The sequence below is a fragment of the Micromonospora sp. NPDC003776 genome, assembly GCF_053605645.1.
The window spans coordinates 1-2413 of the sequence record NZ_JBSGJR010000798.1 but is presented as its reverse complement, the minus strand read 5'-3'; the positions used below and the strand labels follow the sequence as shown (position 1 = coordinate 2413).

The 2413-nt window shown below is 75.3% G+C and carries 4 protein-coding genes; 3 read left to right on the top strand and 1 reads right to left on the bottom strand.

All coding sequences use genetic code 11. The features are described from left to right. On the bottom strand, positions 1-268 hold a 268-nt coding region (locus ACWEVO_RS35050), incomplete at its 3' end, for an AfsR/SARP family transcriptional regulator (RefSeq protein WP_452311703.1). Between the two features lie 140 nt (positions 269-408). Between ACWEVO_RS35050 and ACWEVO_RS35045 the strand changes: the two genes are divergently transcribed. The 3 genes from ACWEVO_RS35045 (at position 409) to ACWEVO_RS35035 (ending at position 2391) form a co-directional block, all read left to right on the top strand. Continuing rightward, positions 409-1278 (top strand): alpha/beta fold hydrolase, encoded by an 870-nt coding sequence (locus ACWEVO_RS35045; protein ID WP_452311702.1) that lies wholly within the window; start codon positions 409-411, stop codon positions 1276-1278. Positions 1279-1446: 168 nt separating this feature from the next. Then, complete coding sequence (locus ACWEVO_RS35040; RefSeq protein WP_452311701.1) at positions 1447-2205, top strand: MFS transporter; 759 nt, start codon at positions 1447-1449, stop codon at positions 2203-2205. 15 nt (positions 2206-2220) lie between these two features. Further along, positions 2221-2391, top strand: a complete 171-nt coding sequence (locus ACWEVO_RS35035) for a hypothetical protein (RefSeq protein WP_452311700.1) — start codon at positions 2221-2223, stop codon at positions 2389-2391. Positions 2392-2413: the final 22 nt, after the last annotated feature.

The window sequence follows — 2413 nt, the reverse complement described above, 5'->3', positions numbered from 1 at the left end:
GTCCGTTCTGCCGGTCGGGTTCCAGCGCGCGGCGCAGGTCGGCCACGAAGGTCCGGACGGCCGCGACGGCGCCCTTCGGCGGCTCCGCCGCCCACAGATCGCCGACGAGCCGGTCGACCGGCACCACCCGGCCCCGGGCGGCCAGCAGGCGGGCCAGCACCGCGCGCTGCCGGGCGCCCTTGAGCGGTACGGGCCCCCGGTCGTCGGCCGCCACCACCGGCCCGAGCACGCCGAAGGTCACCGTGGGTGGGCTCGGCCGGCTCGTCACCTGGCCCACTCTAGGCAGCCGTCGGGCCGGCGGGCCGGCGCTCCGGGTCGGGCACTCATCCGGCACTCATCGGCTGCTCATCCACCCTGGGCAGGGTCGAGACGAACCCCGAGACACCCGGAGAGGACCTCATGGCACCGATGATCAATGGCTTCGATCAGCGCCGCGTCACCGTCGCCGACGGCGTCGCCCTGCACGTCGCGGTGGGCGGCACCGGCAGCCCGATCGTGCTGCTGCACGGCTTCCCGCAGACCCACCTGATGTGGCGGCACGTCGCCGCGGACCTCGCCGCCGACCACACCGTGATCTGCCCCGACCTGCGCGGCTACGGCGCCAGCGACAAGCCCGCCGACACCGACGGCAGCACGTACGCGAAGCGCACCATGGCCGCCGACGTGGTGGCCCTCGCCCGCGAGCTGGGGCACGACCGGTTCGCCCTGGCCGGGCACGACCGGGGAGCCCTGGTGGCCATCCGCGCCGGCCTCGACCACCCGGACGCGGTCACCCACCTGGCCTCGCTCGACGTGCTGCCCACGCTCGACATGTGGGAGGTCATGCACGGCGTCACCGCGGCCGTCGGGTTCCACCTCTACCTGATGGCCCAGCCACCCGGCCTGCCCGAGCAGCTGATCGGTGCCGCCCCGGACGCCTTCTTCGGTCACTTCCTGGACCTCTGGGCCGGCGACCCGGAGGCGATTCCCGCCGACGTCCGGGCCGCCTACCTGCGCGCCTGCCGGGACGCGGTCCCCTCGATCGTGGCCGACTACCGGGCGTCGGCGGGCATCGACGTCGAGCACGACCGGGTTGACCGGGCGGCGGGAAACCAGCTGCGCATACCGGTCACCGTGCTCCAGCAGGACTGGGGAGCCGCGCTGGGCTTCGACGCGGCGGCGCGGTGGCGGGCCTGGGCGCCGGACCTGCGGCACGTGCCCGTGTCGTACGGCCACTTCATGGCGGAGGAGGCCCCGGCCGCGGTGGTGAAGGAGCTGCGGGCGCTGCTGACCCGGTGAGCAATCGCGTTGACGGGTGCCCGGGCGGTCGGCATGCTGGCCGGCATGACAGCGACGCGCAGCCTCCCCTCCCCCGGTGCCGTGCGTCCCCGTCAGGGCCGCTGACCTTCCAGGAACGGGTCGCACCTCCGGCACCGGGACAGCCCTGACCGTCCCGGGAGCCCGCGCGTGTCCGCGTACCGTCTCTTTCTCCTGCTCAGCGGCGTCGGCGCCTTCGCCGGCAACGCCGCCTTCACCCTCAACCTCGTCTACCAGAGCCAGGTGGTCGGCCTGGGACCGTGGCAGCTGGTCCTGGTCGGCACGGTGCTGGAGCTCGTCTGCTTCACCGCCCAGGTGCCCACCGGAGTGATCGCCGACCGGTACGGCCGGCGCCGGTCGGTGGTCGTCGGTCAGCTGCTGATGGGCCTCGGGCTGCTGCTCTGGGGGCTGCTGCCCAGCTATCCCGCGCTGCTGGCCGCCAACGCGGTCTGGGCGGTCGGCGCGGTCTGCGTCGACGGCACGGTGGAGGCCTGGGCCGCCGACGAGATCGGCGCGGCCCGGGTGGGCCACGCCTTCGTCCGGGCCGGGCAGCTCGGCCAGGTGGGCACCGTGCTCGGCATCGCGGTGGCGGTCGCGCTGGCCGGCGTGGACCTGGCCGCGCCGATCCTGGTCGGGGCCGCCACCACGCTGGCGCTCGCGGCGACGCTCGCCGTGGCCATGCCGGAACGCGGCTGGTCGCCACCGCCGGCCGGCGAGCACACCAGCGTGGGCTCGATGCGGGCCCAACTGGTCGCGGGCGTCGGCGTGGTCCGCCGCCACCGGGTCCTCGGGTACGTCCTGGCCGGGACGCTCTTCCTCGGCCTGGGTAGCGAGGGGTTCGACCGGCTGGCGCAGCCGCGTTTCGTGACCGAGCTGGCCCTGCCGGGGGCGCTGTCCCCGCCGGTCTGACTGGGGGCGTTCGCGGTGGTCGCGGCGTTCGGGTCGATCCCGCTCACCGGCCTGCTGGGCCGGCTGGTGGACGCCACCCGTCCGCGCCGGGTGGCGCTGCTGCTGGTGGCCGTGCAGGCGGCCACGGCGGCGTCGGTGGTCTGCTTCGGGCTGGCCGAGTCGATCGGGCCGGCCGTCGCGGCCTAACTGGTGGCGGCGGTGCTGGGGA